At 66.3% G+C, this 14,483-nt stretch carries 12 protein-coding genes; 8 read left to right on the top strand and 4 right to left on the bottom strand.

Annotated elements, in window-relative coordinates; all coding sequences use genetic code 11:
- Positions 1–168 precede the first annotated feature (168 nt).
- The 5 genes from AB0P11_RS05250 to AB0P11_RS05230 all read left to right on the top strand — a co-directional run bounded on the left by AB0P11_RS05250 (position 169) and on the right by AB0P11_RS05230 (position 6,684).
- Entirely contained in the window at positions 169–1,152 is a 984-nt protein-coding gene (locus AB0P11_RS05250; RefSeq protein ID WP_053096532.1) for an ABC transporter permease, read from the top strand.
- Positions 1,152–2,075 carry an ABC transporter permease gene (locus tag AB0P11_RS05245; protein WP_053096534.1) on the top strand — a complete coding sequence of 308 codons (924 nt, stop codon included), beginning with the start codon at positions 1,152–1,154 and terminating at the stop codon, positions 2,073–2,075. The genes AB0P11_RS05250 and AB0P11_RS05245 overlap by 1 nt, the downstream gene beginning before the upstream one ends.
- Positions 2,072–4,003, top strand: coding sequence for an ABC transporter ATP-binding protein (locus AB0P11_RS05240; RefSeq protein ID WP_187249765.1), 1,932 nt, complete (start codon positions 2,072–2,074; stop codon positions 4,001–4,003). Before AB0P11_RS05245 ends, AB0P11_RS05240 begins: the two co-directional genes overlap by 4 nt.
- A gap of 117 nt (positions 4,004–4,120) precedes the next feature.
- Entirely contained in the window at positions 4,121–5,833 is a 1,713-nt protein-coding gene (locus AB0P11_RS05235) for an ABC transporter family substrate-binding protein (protein ID WP_053096539.1), read from the top strand.
- An 83-nt stretch (positions 5,834–5,916) separates the two neighbouring features.
- Positions 5,917–6,684: an alpha/beta hydrolase gene (locus AB0P11_RS05230; RefSeq protein ID WP_072591399.1), complete on the top strand. Its 768-nt coding sequence runs from the start codon at positions 5,917–5,919 to the stop codon at positions 6,682–6,684.
- On the opposite strand, the gene AB0P11_RS05225 is transcribed toward AB0P11_RS05230, so the two are convergent.
- Positions 6,635–7,900, bottom strand: a complete 1,266-nt coding sequence (locus AB0P11_RS05225; RefSeq protein ID WP_363520348.1) for an MFS transporter — start codon at positions 7,898–7,900, stop codon at positions 6,635–6,637. The two genes, AB0P11_RS05230 and AB0P11_RS05225, sit on opposite strands and share 50 nt — an antisense overlap.
- Before the next feature lie 236 nt (positions 7,901–8,136).
- Between AB0P11_RS05225 and rpsT the strand changes: the two genes are divergently transcribed.
- Positions 8,137–8,397: a 30S ribosomal protein S20 gene (rpsT, locus tag AB0P11_RS05220; RefSeq protein WP_053096545.1), complete on the top strand. Its 261-nt coding sequence runs from the start codon at positions 8,137–8,139 to the stop codon at positions 8,395–8,397.
- Between the two features lie 127 nt (positions 8,398–8,524).
- On the opposite strand, the gene holA is transcribed toward rpsT, so the two are convergent.
- Positions 8,525–9,562: a DNA polymerase III subunit delta gene (gene holA, locus AB0P11_RS05215; protein WP_053096547.1), complete on the bottom strand. Its 1,038-nt coding sequence runs from the start codon at positions 9,560–9,562 to the stop codon at positions 8,525–8,527.
- A gap of 40 nt (positions 9,563–9,602) precedes the next feature.
- Complete coding sequence (locus AB0P11_RS05210) at positions 9,603–11,894, bottom strand: ComEC/Rec2 family competence protein (RefSeq protein ID WP_363520344.1); 2,292 nt, start codon at positions 11,892–11,894, stop codon at positions 9,603–9,605.
- 332 nt (positions 11,895–12,226) lie between these two features.
- Here AB0P11_RS05210 and AB0P11_RS05205 point away from each other — a divergent pair, with 332 nt between their 5' ends.
- Complete coding sequence (locus AB0P11_RS05205; protein ID WP_363520341.1) at positions 12,227–13,021, top strand: SDR family oxidoreductase; 795 nt, start codon at positions 12,227–12,229, stop codon at positions 13,019–13,021.
- Positions 13,022–13,192: 171 nt separating this feature from the next.
- A complete protein-coding gene (locus AB0P11_RS05200; protein WP_363520337.1) occupies positions 13,193–13,930 on the top strand; it encodes an NAD(P)H-binding protein in 738 nt (245 codons plus the stop codon).
- A gap of 94 nt (positions 13,931–14,024) precedes the next feature.
- Here AB0P11_RS05200 and AB0P11_RS05195 read toward each other — a convergent pair whose 3' ends face one another.
- Positions 14,025–14,393: a DoxX family protein gene (locus AB0P11_RS05195; RefSeq protein ID WP_285363239.1), complete on the bottom strand. Its 369-nt coding sequence runs from the start codon at positions 14,391–14,393 to the stop codon at positions 14,025–14,027.
- Positions 14,394–14,483 lie beyond the last annotated feature (90 nt).

Below are 14,483 nucleotides of genomic sequence, written 5' to 3'. Positions count from 1 at the left end.
CCCGGGAGCCATCCGTGACACCGGATCCCGTGAGCGATAAGACTCCGTCACAGACCAAGTGCAGGCGTCGTGTCGCGCAGATCGGCTGATGGTGATTGACTGTCTTCCCGGCTCAGCGTTGCGTCGGCGGATCCCGCGCGCGTCTGTAAAAGAGAAAGAATCATCACCTTGATCAAGTATCTGTTGCGCCGCCTGCTGGGATGGGTGCTGATGATCGTCATCGCGACGAACATCACCTACTTCCTCGCGTGGCTGTATCTCGATCCCGAGAACAACTACGTCGGACGTCGACCTCCGCTTTCGCCCGATCAGATCGATGCGCTGCTGAAGCCTCGCAACCTCAGCGAATCGGTCCCCCTGATCGAACGATGGTGGACCTGGTTCTCCAGCATCCTCTTCCGCTGGGACTGGGGAGTCGGCCCCACAGGCGAGTCCGTCAACGAGCAGGTCGCATACCGCGTCTGGATCAGCGCCGAGCTCGTGCTCGGGGCGACGATCATCACGACCATCCTGGGCATCGCCCTCGGTGTCTACACGGCATCCCGTCAGTACAAACTGGCCGACCGCATCGGTCAGGGCACGAGCATCATCACGATGAACATCCCCACGGTCGTTGCGGGATTCGCTCTGGTTCTGCTCGCGATCAACTTCAACAACGCGGTCGGCACGACCGTCTTCTACGTCGTCGGATCCTCCAGTCAGGGGGTCGAGGGATTCTTCCCCGTCCTCATAGACGTCCTCCAACATCTGACGCTCCCCACACTCGGCCTGGTGCTCACGGGCTACGCGTCCATCCACTTCCTGCAGCGCTCGCTGCTGCTCGACAACATCAAGGCGGACTATGTTCGCACCGCCCGTGCCAAGGGACTCACCAAGCAGCAGGCCATCCGCAAGCACGCGCTGCGGACGTCGCTGATCCCCGTCACGACGCAGGTCGCGTTCACGATCCCCGCGGTCTTCACCGGAGCGGTGCTGACCGAGACGATCTTCAACTGGAACGGAATGGGTCGGTACTTCATCCAGACCCTGAACAACAACGACATTCACGGCGTGGTCGCAGTCGCGGCGTTCGGCGCCCTGATGACGGCGATCGGCGCGATCCTCGCTGACGTCGCCGTGGTCGTCCTCGATCCGAGAGTGCGGGTGAGCTGATGTCCCTGGAAGCCATCGGGGTGTCCCCCGAGATCGCCGAGCCGGAGAAGCCGAAGAACCGCAAGCGCACCTCGATGCTGACGCTGTACACGCGTCGGTTCCTGCGCAACCGCGGTGCCTTGATCGGCGTCGTCATCCTCGCGCTTCTGGTGGTGTTCGCGATCGTGGGACCGCTCATCGCGCCGTACTCGCACACTGACCTCGACTTCCTCGCACTGCGCCAGGCTCCCTCGGCCGAGCACTGGTTCGGGACGAACGGTTCGGGCAACGACAACTTCGCCCAGGTCGCCGTCGGTCTTCAGCGCTCCATGATGATCGCTGCCCTCGTGGCCATCGGCACCACGGTCGTCTCTGCACTCATCGGTGCCACCGCCGCCTACTTCGGCGGCCGGTACGAGCGGATCATGCTCGCGATCATCCACTTCATGATGGTGGTCCCGAACTTCCTGATCCTCGCGATGATCTCGAACGACGCCGGCGGGAACTGGCTGGTGATCTCGCTCGTCATGATCTTCGTCGTCGGCTGGTTCTTCCCTGCCCGGATCATCTGGACCCTGTCGCTGTCGATCCGCGAGCGCGAGTACGTGCATGCCGCTCGCTACGCCGGGCTCTCGGGGATGCGGATCGTCCTGCGTCACATGCTCCCGAACATCGGGTCGCTGCTGGTGATCAACTTCACGCTCGGCGTCGTGTCCGCCGTCCTCACCGAGACCGCGCTCTCGTTCCTCGGCTTCGGTGTGAAGCTGCCCGACGTCTCGCTCGGCGCCCTGATCGGCTACGGCTCCAGCACTCTGGTGAGCGCACCGTGGCTCTTCTACTTCCCTGCAGCGGCGCTCACCCTGCTCACCGTTTCGATGGCTCTCATCGCCGACGGTCTGCGCGACGCCCTGGATCCGACCTCTGCGGCTGGAGGTCGCGCATGAGTACTGTCCTTTCCGTCCGAGACCTCAAGGTCAGCTTCCCGTCGGAAGCCGGTCGAGTCGATGCCGTGCGCGGCGTCTCGTTCGACCTCGAAGAGGGTCGCACCCTCGGCATCGTCGGCGAATCCGGTTCGGGCAAGTCCGTCACCTCGCTCGCGATCATGGGCCTGCTCGACGACAACGCCAAGGTCACCGGGTCGATCATCTATGACGGCCAGGAACTGCTCGGCAAGTCCGACAAGCAGCTCTCGGTGATCCGCGGCAACGGGATGGCCATGGTCTTCCAGGACCCGCTGACCTCGCTCACGCCCGTGTTCACGATCGGCGACCAGCTGATCGAGGCTCTCACGGTGCATCGTCGGCTGTCGAAGAAGGACGCCTGGGATCGCTCCGTCGAGCTGCTGAAGCTCGTCGGGATCCCCGAGGCGGAGCGCCGCATGAAGGCCTTCCCGCACGAGTTCTCCGGCGGCATGCGTCAGCGTGTCGTGATCGCGATCGCGATGGCCAACAATCCCAAGCTCATCATCGCGGACGAGCCGACGACCGCGCTGGACGTCACCATCCAGGCGCAGATCCTCGAGCTCATGGAGAAGGCGCAGCAGGAGACCGGCGCCGCGATGATCATCATCACGCACGACATGGGGGTGGTCGCCAAGACCGCCGACGACGTGCTGGTGATGTATGCCGGCAAGCCCGTCGAGCAGGCCCCGGTGCGCGAGCTGTTCTACCGCACCCGGATGCCGTACTCGATCGGCCTTCTGGGTGCCATCCCGCGGGTGGACAAGACCGAGAAGGTGCCGCTGATCCCGATCAAGGGCAACCCCCCACTCCTGATCAATCTGCCGGATGCGTGCCCGTTCGCGGCGCGATGCCCCATCGCGATCGACGCGTGCCTGCAGCGCGAGCCCGATCTGCTCCCCATCTCCACCGAGGGTCACTCCGACCACTCCGTCGCCTGCATCCGCGCGAACGACATCGACGACGACGGACGCATCGGCGGGCTCCCCGTCTTCCCCGTCCCGGAGATCCCCGAGAGCGGGCTGGCGAAGGTGCCCCGCGAGGATCGTCCCATCACCCTCGAGGCGGTCAACCTCAACAAGACCTTCCCCCTCATGAAGGGTGCGCTCTTCAAGCGCAAGGTCGGCGAGGTGCATGCCGTCAAGGGGATCAGCTTCGACATCCGCCAGGGCGAGACCCTCGCGATCGTCGGCGAGTCGGGCAGCGGGAAGACGACGACGCTCCTCCAGATCATGGATCTCGTCGCCCAGGAGGACGGCGACATCCGCATCGGCGGCACGAGCGTCGCTGACATCAAGAACCGAGCGGAGGAGCGAAAGCTCCGTCGTGATCTTCAGATCGTCTTCCAGGACCCGATGGGGGCGCTCGACCCTCGCATGACGGTCTGGGACATCATCGCCGAGCCGATGCTCGCGATCGGCATGAGCAAGGACGACGTGTTCGATCGCGTCGAGGAGCTCATGGGTCTCGTGGGTCTCGACCCGGCGCACAGCGACCGCTTCCCCCAGGCGTTCTCGGGTGGTCAGCGTCAGCGCATCGGCATCGCACGAGCGCTGTCGACCAACCCGAAGATCGTGGTGCTCGACGAGCCCGTCTCGGCTCTCGACGTCTCGATCCAGGCCGGCGTGATCAACCTGCTCGACGAGCTGAAGGCCAAGCTCGGGCTGTCCTACCTGTTCGTGGCGCACGACCTCGCCGTCGTACGCCACATCGCCGACCGGGTCGCGGTGATGTACAAGGGCTCGTTCGTCGAGCACGGAGACGTCGATCAGGTGTTCGACGATCCGCAGCACCCCTACACGAAGGCGCTGCTCTCGGCGATCCCGATCCCCGACCCCGACATCGAGCGCACGCGCGAGCGGATCATCCTTCCCGTCGAGGGTTTCGACGCAGAGGCCATCGCCGTCAGCTGACCTGTGTACCGATGTGCACAGTCCGATAACGGTTCCGTGTCACTGGGGTTTCGCCCGAGAGTTGCGGGGTTAGTCTGCCCCTATCCCAAGTAAGGCCGACAGGCACTAAGGAGTACCATGAAACGGCATCAGAAGCTGATGGGCATCGCTGCTCTCGGCGCCGCCTTCGCCCTCGTCATGAGCGGGTGCGCACCGGCAGGCAACGGCGGCGGCAACAGCGGTGAAGGCGAAGCTCAGACGGTCGAGGGCGCGGACTACAACCCGCAGCCCCGCGAGAACCTCGCAGAGGGCGGCGAACTCCGCATCCCCGTCTCGAACATCGCCGAGCAGCTGAACTACTTCCACAGCGACGGTGACGCCCGCGTCACCCAGATTGGAACGTGGTTCCGCCCCCAGATCCTGCTGATGGATCCTGACGGCACCGTCAAGAAGAACGACGCATACCTCGACGACTACTCCTTCGGTGTCGAAGACGGCAAGACCGTCCTGCACTTCAAGGTCAACGAGAAGGCTGTCTGGAACGACGGCACGCCCATCGACGTCACCGCGTTCAAGGCCACCTGGGAAGCCCAGAGCGGCGAGAACGAGGAGTACCAGCCCAACGCGACCGACGGCTGGAAAGAGATCGAGTCCGTCGAGGCCGGCGAGAACGACCGCGACGTCATCGTGACCTTCAAGGGCGAGTTCGCCTGGCCCGAGATGGTCTACTCGCAGCTGCTGCACCCGGCCGTCAACACGCCTGAGCTGTTCAACACGGCGTTCCTCGGCGACTGGCACCCGGAATGGGCCGCAGGCCCCTACACGGTCGACAACTTCGACAAGACCGGCGGCGTCGTCACGCTCGTCCCGAATGAGAAGTGGTGGGGCAACGCCCCGCTGCTCGACAAGGTCTCCTTCATCCAGATGGAGCCGACCGCGGCGGTCAACGCACTGCGCAACGGCGAGGTCGACATGGCCGAGACCGGCAGCGCCGAGCTGCTCGCACAGGTCGAGGGTCTCGAAGGCGTCAAGACCTACAAGGGTCAGGCGACCGCGAACGCGATCTTCACGCTGAACTCGACCAACCCGGTGCTGTCCGACCTCGAGGTCCGCAAGGCCGTGTTCGAGGCGATCAGCATCGAGCAGGTCAAGGACATCGTCTTCAACGGTCTGAACTACACCGAGGAGCCCGCAGGGTCCCTGACCCTCTTCTCGTTCCAGCCTGACTATGTCAACGCGCTGGAGGAGGCCGGCCGCAAGGACGGCGACACCGAGGGTGCCAACAAGCTCCTCGATGAGGCCGGCTGGGTCGCCGGTGCCGACGGCATCCGCGAGAAGGACGGCCAGCGCCTGTCGCTCGTCTTCCCCGTGCACTCCGACACCGAGACCGCTCGCGCACGTTCGCTCGCCGTTCAGGCGCAGCTGAAGGAGGTCGGCGTCGAGGTGACGATCGACACCCGCCCGTCCGCTGACTTCGCCGAGGACTACACCACGCAGAACGGTGACATCTTCTTCCTCAACTTCACGTCGTCCGACCCGTTCGGTGCCGCCTGGTTCTGCCAGCTGTACTGCTCGGACAGCGGCCTGAACCTGTCGGGCACCGGCACCGAGGAGATCGACACGATGATCCACGAGGAGCTCGAGACGATCTCCGACCCGGTCGAGCAGACCAAGAAGGCCATGGAGATGGAGTCCGAGATCTTCGCGAAGACCTGGGGCATCATCCCGGTCCTCAACGGCCCGGAGATCTGGACCGTCAAGGAAGGCCTCGCCAACCTCACGCCCGAGCCCTACGTGGGTCTCGACCTCTTCGGCATCACGCCGGTGGAGAACGTGGGATACGAGAAGTAATCCATTCGGAGCCTGACTCGTCAGAGCTTCGCAGCGGGGTCGGTGGTCCATCCACCGGCCCCGCTTTTCTCTATGCTGAACGCGTGAGCGTCCAGATCGTCTTCGTGCACGGCATCCGTACGTCCGCGACGATGTGGCGGTCGCAACTCGCCTTCCTCGAGGAGCAGGGCATCGGGGCCGTCGCTGTCGACCTTCCCGGGCATGGCACCCGGATGGAGGAGGACTTCACCCTGCACGAGGCGCTCCACACCATCGACGTCGCGGTGCGCGACGCAGCGACGCGAGGTCCCGTGCTGCTCGTCGGGCACTCGATGGGCGGCCTGCTGACACTCGCCTACGTCGGCGGAGCGGAGGCACCGAGGGTCGCGGGGCTCGTCGCCGCGTCGTGCACGTCGCTCCCCCGAGGCGCCGGTCTCGCGGCGTATCGCGCGATCGCGCGGGCCGTCGATCGGCTGCCCGATCGCGGGATGTGGATCACGAAGCGCATCCTCGAAGCGACGATCCCCGAAGAGACGCGCTCCGATTTCGCCGCCGGCGGCTATGCGCTGGACACCCAGGACACGGCACTGCGAAATCTCGCCACGCTCGATCTCGCGACAGCGGTCGCCCGCATCCGCGTGCCGCTGTGGTTCGTGAACGGACAGTGGGATCAGCTGCGAGTCAACGAGGCCCTCTTCCGACGGCTCGCGCCTCACGCAGAGCTCATCGTCGTGCCGCGCACCACGCACCTCGTCACGGCGATGCGTCCGCAGATCTTCAACGCCGTCCTGCGGTTGGCCGTCGCGACCATCGAATCCGAGGCTACGGGTGAGGCCGCGGCTCCCGCGCCGGCTGCCTCGCCAGAGCCGTGAGCGCACCGCCCACGAGCGACAGCACGGCGGCTGCTGCGAACACCAGCCAGAATCCCCCGACGAGCGCGACGAGCCCCGCCCCGAGCACCGGGCCGATCAGCTGGCCGAGTGCCGCCGTGACGTAGACGATGCCGAGGTCACGGGCGTGGTCCCTCTCGCCGGGCAGCAGGTCGGCGGCGAAGGCGAGCCCGACGGTCGAGAACGCGCCGTAGCCGAGCCCCATGAGCGCGGCGGCGACCATCGTCGCCTCGAAGGTCGGCACGACGGCGATCACGACGCCGGAGGTCGCCTGCACCAGGGTCGCCAGGATCGTGAGGGAACGCCGGTTGCCCGTGCGATCGGAGAACACACCGGTGAACACCGATGCGAGCACCACGAACAGCGTGTAGACCACGATCAGGAGCAGCAGGTTGTCCTGCGCCACCGTCGTCTCCTGGTGCAGACCATGGAGCAGGAAGAAGAGGAACAGTGCGGTGCCGAGCGCGTTGCCGATGTTGGTCACGAGCCGGCCCGACAGCATCCAGGCGAAATCCCGATCGCGCAGCGATGCCAGCAGATGACGATCACGCGTCACCGGAGTCGCGTCGACGGCCGCGGGCGGATCGGGCAGAAGCAGCGCTGCACCGATTCCCACCGTCGCGATGATCCCGGCGAGCAGCAGGTACCCCTCACGGATGCCGAGCCCGAGGAGCACCACGAGCCCGACGCCGAGCACGATGCCCACCGCCTGACTGGAGCCCACGGCGGCGGATGCGGCGCCACGCTGCGTCGGAGGAAGCTGGTCCGCTATCAGTGCGGTGAAGGCGGCCGACGACACCGCGACGCCGATCGACACCCCGACCCAGGCTCCTCCCACGGCCCAGGGCCCCTCACTGAAACCGGTCACCACGAGGAACAGCGCGGTGACGAGCACGCCACCGATCGCCCATGGTCGCCGACGCCGCCGTCCGACGGCCGCGCGATCCGACAGCGCCCCAGCCAACGGGCCCGCGACGATCCCTGCGAGACCGCCGATGCCGAGCACCAGCCCGGACGAGATGACGCCGGGTATCCAGTCCTTCTCAGACGTGTTCAACTGCAAGGGGAGGAGCAACTGGACCGGAGTGAGCTGCACCGTCCAGATCGCCAGCCAGGCGAGCGTGAAGACGGTCATCCATGGCGGTCCGACTCTCCGCAGAGCGGACACCGGCGATCCGGATGGGAGGGCGGGGCTCATGTCGCTCCTTGACGTCGGGGTCGCGACGCGAGTGTCGGGATACTGATGATTGTGCACCCACACGCACCGACACCGCATCAGTGACGAGGACACCTCGCTCGTTTAGGGTGAACCGCCCGGATGCTGGTAGAGTTGGTTCTTGGCTTGCGTGTGGGTTCTTCCCTCACGACCGCCGAGTGGAAGCCCTCTTCTTCTGCCGGCATTTCCTAACAACTCCGTACAGAAAGCGTCCACACGTGGCAAACATCAAGTCGCAGATCAAGCGCAACAAGACCAACGACAAGGCTCACGAGCGCAACAAGGCCGTGAAGAGCGAGCTGAAGACGCACATCCGCGCGACCCGCGCCGCTGTCGTCTCCGGTGACAAGGCTGCAGCCGAGGCTGCTCTGAAGGCTGCCTCCCGCAAGCTCGACAAGGCCGTCAGCAAGGGTGTCATCCACCAGAACCAGGCTGCGAACCGCAAGTCCTCCATCGCCAAGCAGGTCTCCGCTCTCTGAGCCGATTCCACGCCTGACGGTGTGACAAGAGCCCGTCCCGTTCGCGGGGCGGGCTCTTTCGCGTGCTCGGAACCGTGTGTGCCAGCGATCTCGACGGACGAGGCAGCTGCCGCGCGTCAGACCGCGCTCACTCGCCGAACGGCTGGCGGGTGGCGATGACGGTGAGCATCCGCTCGAGAGCGAAGATCGGGTCGCGGGCGGCACCCTTGACTTCGGCATCGGCGCGCGCCGTCGCCTGGATGGCCATTCCCAGCGAACGCTCGTTCCATCCGGCGAGGTCGCGTCGCGCACGGTCGACCTGCCAGTCCTTCATTCCCAGTCGCTGCGCGAGCTGACGGCTCGGCTCGCGGTTTCCGGCGACGCGCGCCATGGTGCGCAGCTTCATCGCGAACGCCGCGACCATCGGCACGGGGTCGGCGCCGGAGGCGAGGGCATGGCGCAGGGCCACGAGAGCCTCGCCATAGCGTCCGGCGATCGCCGTGTCAGCGACGACGAAGGCAGAGACTTCGACCCGCCCGCCGTAGTACTTGGTGACGACTTCTTCGGTGACATCGCCCTCGACGTCGCCGATCAGCTGCTGGCATGCCGCCGCGAGTTCGGTGAGATCATCGGCGAAGGCCGAGACCAGAGCGCGCAACGCAGGCGGGGCGATCCGCTTCTTCGCCGCAGAGAACTCGCCGGCAGCGAAGTCGACGCGGTCGCCGTCGCGCTTGATCGCAGGGCACGGGATCTCGATGCCGTCGCCCGTCCCGGCGCGCACCGCATCGAGCAGCTTCTTGCCGCGGACGCTGGCCCCGGTGTGGCGCAGGATCACTGTCGCACCCTCCTGCGGGTGGTCGAGGTAGGACACAGCCTCCTGCAAGAAGGCATCCGAGCACTTCTCCACCCCCGACACGCGCACCAGCCGGGGTTCCCCGAACAACGACGGCGAGGTCAGCGCGAGGAGAGTCCCGGGCGCGTAGTCATCAGCGCGGACATCGGTCACCTCGAGCGCGGGGTCTTCGGTGCGGAGGTAGTCGCGGACTCCGGCGATCGCGCGCTCTGCGCAGACCTCCTCCGGGCCGAACACGAGCACCACCGGCGCCGGACGCGGATCGCGCCACGACACCTGCGGGACCTTGGCTGCCTTGGTCCCACCGCGGGAAGGAGTACGAGAAGCAGCCATGCCTCCAGACTACCGGGGGCCACAGACGTCGACCCCGTCGTCAGGGTGGCTGCTTCTCGGCCCACAGCTGAAGCTCCTCTCCCGCGAGGCCCACGAGGAGACGGCCCTGCTGGTCGGTCCGCAGCACTCGCGCACCGGCAGCTTCGAGCGATGCCAGAGTCTCCGCTCGCGGATGCCCGTAGTCGTTGTCAACGCCTGCGCTGAACAGCGCGACACTCGGGTGCAGGTCCTGATAGAGCGGGAAGTCCTGGTCGGCGCTGCCGTGATGGGCGACTTTGACCACCGCGTAGCCGCCTCGGAGATGCGCGGTGCGTTCCAGCATCCGCTGCGCCTCCCCCGACAGGTCGCCCAGGAAGAGCGAGCGGGGTACGCCGCCGCCACCTATCTCCAGAACCACGCTCTGGTCGTTGCCCGGCGGGAACGCCTCCGACCCACGCTGCGGCCACAGCACCTGCCAGGACGCCGCGCCCAGGTCACCCCGCATGCCCGCTGCCGCCTGACCGACCGTCGCACCGCCGTCGCCGAGGTGCTGCAGCATCCGCTCGTCACCGCTCTCCCCCGGTGGCCCGTGCAGCACCGCCTCGACTCTCCCCTGAACAGCCTCGACCCCGCCGACGTGATCCAGATCGAAGTGCGTGAGCACGAGCAGATCCACGCGTTCGACACCGAGTTCGCGCAGACACGAGGCGAGCAGCTCTGGTTCCGGCCCGGTATCGATCAGTGCGATCGCCCCCTCGGAGCGCACGACGAGTGCGTCTCCCTGGCCCACATCACAGGCGGCGACCGACCATTCGTCCGGAGTGGTCGCGGTCGCCAGCGGACCGTTGAGCACCACATGCGCACCGCCCAGGGCGAGCGCGACTGCCAGCACGGCCGCTGCGACACCCCTGACGACCGGCACCGCGCGGTACCCATCGGCGAGAATCACCCCGATCGCCGCGCTCACGACGCCGACCAGCACGGCGCTGGCGATGCCGGGCACCATGGCGATCTGAGCGAACGGCAGCCTGGCCGTGATGCTGGCCGTTTGCGCGATCCACGCGGCGGGCAACCATGCCGACGCCGCCAGAAGGTCGGCGAGAACGCCCACCGGAGCGGCGAGGCACGCGAGGAGGCCGATGACAGTGGCGATCGGCGCCGCGGGCGCAGCCAGCAGGTTCGCCACGAGCCCCACGAGAGACTGCTGCTCTGCGAAGAGGGCGATGACGGGGCCGCACACGAGCTGTGCGGACGTCGGCACGGCGATCGCGAGAGCGAGAGGTTGCGGCATGAATCGCGCGAGTCCGCGGGTGAGCGACGGCGAGAGCAGGATCAGTGCACCCGATGCGGAGACCGAGAGCGCGAATCCCGCAGTCGAGGCCAGCCACGGGTCGGCGATCAGGATGCCGCTCGCGCTGAGCGCCAGCATCCCCGCACCCGCGCTCGGCCGCCCGAGAAGCAGTGACAGCATCGCGACACCCGCCATGACCGCCGCCCTGACCACGCTGGGTTCCGGCGTCACGAGGACGACGAAGCCCGCGAGACCGAGAGCGGCCGCGACGACTCGAGTCCCCCGTCCGGCGCCGCACAGCGCAGCCAACCAGAACACCGCCCCGACGACGATGGCGCAGTTCGCCCCGGAGACCGCCGTCAGGTGGCTGAGACCGCTGGTGCGCATGTCATCGTTCAGCTCGGTCGACACCGCGCGGGTGTCGCCGACTGCGAGTCCGGGAAGCAGACCCGCTCCGGGCTCGGGAAGTCGCTGCGCCCGGTCGATGAAAGCGCTGCGCAATCCGGCCGCGACCGCGAAGACCCCGGATGCCGGCTCCTCGACCGACGCCTCGCTCGCGAACACGACGAGCGCTGCCCTCTCCCCCGGATCCGTCGCCGCCGCCTCGCCCTTCACCCGGACTGTGGCGCCGAGATCGAACCCGCCGGCCGGGTCGATGCCGATCCGCACCGGAGCCGATGCCGCCCGCACCGACCCCGGCGACCCGATGCCCGTGAGCTGCACCTCCATCCACAGGCGCCCATCCCGACCGACCGACGCCGAGGTGCTGACCTCCCCCGTCACCTCGACCACACGACCGTCCCACGACGCGGCGCCCTCGCGCGCCGGTGTCGCGACCATGACTGTGATCGACACCGCCGCCGCAGCTGCGAGCACGACGAGCCCCACGCCCGCCGCCGATGCTCGAACGGCACGGCGCCGCAGCATCGCACCCAGCACCACGCATGCCCCGACGACCCCGACGAGCACGCACCACCCCGCCGAGGGGGGTACGAACACGCCGAGCAGCGCGACCACCCATACCGCCCCGGCGATGGGGAGAAGACGCAGATCGCGCCTCACCCGCGTGCCCTGTCACGACTGCCTGTCAGCATCTTCTCGCTCAGATCCTTGGTCTCGGCTGGCTCGGACATCGAAACACCATACGAGTGCGCCATCAGTACGCTTTGCCGCCGTCCCAACGACCGTGGAGAACGCCGGAAAGCTGCTCCATGTGCAGACCGGTCGAGGTGCAATCAGTTCCGGGCCACCTCGTCCCTAACCGGAAGAGCAGAACCGGCACGGCACACGCACAACGACCTTCGGCGTAACGTTGCTCATCAATCGTCTCCGATATGCGTGAGCGCTACTCCAGTTGTCGGACGAGACAGCACAATGGCGGAAGGGACCCTGAAATGCGCATCGACCTCGAAGGCAAGGCCGCCCTGGTCACCGGCTCTACCCAGGGTATTGGGCGAGCGATAGCAGCGACGTTGGCGGACACCGGAGCTCGTGTCGCCATCAACGGGCGCTCACCTGAAACCGTTGCGTCCGTCGTCGCTGATCTCGAAAGCGAGGATCCGAGTCGTGTCCTGATCCCGGCCCCCGGTGACGTCACGGACCCGAATGGTGCAGATGCAGTGCTCGCTGCCGTCGGCAGCGTCGACATCCTCGTCAACAACCTCGGCATCTTCGGCTCGACGCCCGCCCTCGACATCACTGACGACGAGTGGCGGCGCTACTTCGACGTGAACGTACTCGCAGCCGTTCGGCTGATCCGCTCGTCGCTTCCCGGGATGAAGGAGCGCGGCTGGGGCCGGGTACTGAACATCGCCAGCGACTCGGCGGTCGTCATACCGGCGGAGATGATCCACTACGGGATGTCGAAGACGGCGCTGCTCGCCGTATCCCGCGGATTCGCGAAGGACGCTGCGGGTACCGGCGTCACGGTCAACTCTGTGCTCGCCGGCCCGACCCACACCGGCGGCGTCGAGGACTTCGTCTACGAGCTGGTCGACAGGGATCTGCCGTGGGACGACGCACAGCGCGAGTTCATGAAGCTGCACCGTCCGCAGTCGCTGCTGCAGCGACTCATCGAGCCCGAGGAGATCGCGAACATGGTCGCGTACCTCGCATCCCCTCTCGCGTCTGCAACGACCGGTGCCGCGGTACGCGTCGACGGCGGCTATATCGACTCGATCATTCCCTAGGGCCTGCCGGACACGACGAGTCGACACGTCAGAACGCGTGAACTCGCGCTCACAGTCGACACTGACCTGGGCAGCACTGACCAGCTGAGCGAGGCGTCCTCACATTATCCCGATCTGAATCGTCACTCCTTTGTGGGCGGAACCACCGCTTCACGGAAGGAGTATTGAGTCGTGAAGGTGCTAATCGCGGGCGGACGAGGACGAGTCGGCTCGAAGGTCGCAGACCTGTTGGAGCAGAACGACGTGGAGGTGGTCTCCGGCGGGCTCGACGACGGCGTGGACTACATCCAGGGCACAGGGGTCGCGGAAGTGCTCGAAGGCGTTGACACCATCATCAACGTCCTGAATACCGGGCGTTTCGACAAAGAAGGTGCTGTTGACTTCTTCGAGGGGACGACCCGCGCGCTGAGCGCGGCGGGTGAGCGAGCTGGCGTCAAGCATCACATACTTCTCTCCATCGTCGGTGTCGGAGAAGGCGACGCGTCGGAGATCGGCTACTACCTCGGCAAGGTGGCGCAGGAGCGCGCGCTCAAGGAGGGAACGCTCCCCTACACGATCGTGCGTTCTACCCAGTTCCAGAGCTACGTACCGGTCCTCGCCGACCAGCACACGGTGGAGGGCAAAGTGATGGTGCCTCGCGATCTGATTCAGCCGGTGGAACTCGATGAACTTGTAGCCCTGCTGGGCGAGATCGCTCTGGCTGCAGCACCGCTGGGCGAAGTGGAGATCGCGGGGCCGGAGCGTTTCCACATGGACGACCTGCTGCGTGGAACCCTCGCCGCATCCGGTGACACACGCGAGGTGATCACGGTCGAAAGCGACGGGCCGATCGATGCCATGGTCCCTCGCGGCGAGTATCGAATGGGGAGCGTGCTCTACCCGGTTCGCGAGATCCCGACCGCGGACTGATCTCGCGAGTTCCTCGGTACATCGAGTGCCCGTCTACCGCGAAAGCACGGTAGACGGGCCTCGAGATCGCGTGCTCTGTTCTCTGCTGCCTTCCTTAATCGCGTATCACCACGAAGCCAAGGAGGGCGCTGAGCAGACAGAACACAGCCAGCACGAGCGGGAACGTCGCGCGTTCTTTACGGCGCAGGTGAGTCCCGATCGCGCCGAGCAGCAAGAACATGAGCGCGAGCGCCGAGATCGGAGCGAGAACTCGCGCGATTCCAGTGACCAACGGGGCAACCAATCCGATCGCCCCACAGATCTCCGCGAACCCGATTGCCTTCTCGGATCCGCGCGGAAAACTGTCTACCCAACCCATACCGGCCGCGCGAAGATCGTCCCTTGACCGACTTAGCTTGAATGAACCAGTCTTGGCGAACACTATCGCCAGCACGCCGTTCAATATCCAGAGCAGTATCACCATGAGTCACAACCTCCGACGCCAGTATCCCGATCGGAACTCGTGCAGCGAGAGAGTCAATCGACTCACAGAGCACGTGAAATCGCTGCCTGC

Origin of the sequence: Microbacterium sp. NPDC079176, from assembly GCF_040686675.1 — a bacterium.
In the GTDB taxonomy this organism is placed as follows: domain Bacteria; phylum Actinomycetota; class Actinomycetes; order Actinomycetales; family Microbacteriaceae; genus Microbacterium.
Note: the sequence above shows the minus strand (reverse complement) of the source record. Positions and strands in the feature narration are given on the sequence as shown.